Source organism: Streptomyces sp. NPDC005774 (genome assembly GCF_042871645.1).
GTDB classification, from domain to species: domain Bacteria; phylum Actinomycetota; class Actinomycetes; order Streptomycetales; family Streptomycetaceae; genus Streptomyces; species Streptomyces pratens.
Genome location: NZ_JBIAIV010000145.1, coordinates 1 through 1,377, shown reverse-complemented (window position 1 = coordinate 1,377; position 1,377 = coordinate 1). Strand labels below are relative to the sequence as shown.

General features: G+C 70.8%; 1 protein-coding gene. It reads right to left on the bottom strand.

Translation table 11 applies throughout. The annotated features are described in order from the left end of the window. Window positions 1-175 precede the first annotated feature (175 nt). Window positions 176-1,336 (bottom strand): IS4 family transposase, encoded by a 1,161-nt coding sequence (locus ACFYQA_RS39515; RefSeq protein WP_388928684.1) that lies wholly within the window; start codon window positions 1,334-1,336, stop codon window positions 176-178. Window positions 1,337-1,377 lie beyond the last annotated feature (41 nt).

Sequence of the window (1,377 nt, the reverse complement as noted above, 5' to 3'; positions counted from 1 at the left end):
CTGGTGGAGCACGATGGTGCGGGTGACTCGGCGGGTGCCGGGGTCGGTTGAGCTGCGGGTCTGGTAGCTCAGGTGGGGACGTTTCGTGGTCCGGGGCGCGGTGCGTGTGGGACGGTCGCGGACGAGCATGTCGGGGAGGTCGGCTATGAAGAAGCGCAGGGCCTTCGCGAGGAGCTCAGGGGGAAAAGGCCGTCCGGACGGAGCTTTTGACGGCGTCCAGGACGGGCGGGAAGCTGATGCGGGCCGGGTCGACGCCCGCGGTCACGGCGGCCTTCGTGATCAGCGTGCGCAGGGCCTGGTAGACGCAGAGCAGGGCCCACAACTCCTGGCGTACGCCTTCGGGTTTGCCCGAGCGCAGGACGCCGCCGCTGGTGCGCAGGTCGACCTTGACCAGTTTGAACAGGACTTCCACCGACCAGCGCTCCGCGTAGTTGCGGGCCAGTTCGAGTGCCGGGGCCGCCTCGGGGTCCAGCAGGGTGGTGATCAGGCAGAACACCTCGCTTGTCCCGTCGTCGTCGGCCACGCTGTACTCGATGACCCGCACCGTCACGCGCTCGGTGCGCCTGGTGCCGCGCAACTCGGACAGGTAGGTGCCATCGGGCAGGCGTTTGGTGACCGGCAGGGTGAAGGAGGCCGAGACGCGCCACAGCAGTTCGGCCCCCGTCCGGGAGGCTGCCGTGTACAGGTCGTAGGAGGGGAAGCCTCGGTCGGCCAGCAGCAGCATGCCCGGGGTCAGCCGGTCCAGCAGGCGCTCGAACAGGGTCCGTTCACCGACCGCGATGGAGTCGAAGGCCGCCCCGGCCAGGGCGAGGGTGCCGCACTCGGCCAGCGCCACCAGGCGGGCCTGCGGGCGGCTGCCGCCGGCCGGCACATCGAAAGCAGCCTCGTTGTGCCGGCCCGAGGGCAGGTCGAAGACCGTCCCGTCCACCGCCATCAGCCGCAGTCCCCGCCAGAACGCCTCCGGCATCCGCTCATCTGCCACCGGGGCGGCGACCTCGTCGAACAGGTTGCGCAGCGGCGCCTCGCCCAGCCGGTAGCGGGCCAGGGAGATCGCCCCGTCGCTGGGCACCCGGTAGCCGTCCCAGCCGCCCCGCGACCACCGCAGCCCCTCCAGCAGGCCCCGCAGCGTGCGCACATACCCCTTGCCCGGCTCCAGCCACAACGCCATCGCGAGGTACATCATCAGCTTCGACGGCAGCGAGCGCGTCCGCTCCTCCCGCGCCCCGGCCTCGTCCACCGCGGCCTGCACCGCCTCCTCCGGGAACACCGTCGCCAGCAGCCCGATCGACACGTCATCCGTCAGCCGCCTCGCGGCCCCACCCTCAGCTCGCTCCACCCGAAGATCATCACATGTAGATCGTTAACTCATGGCCATTG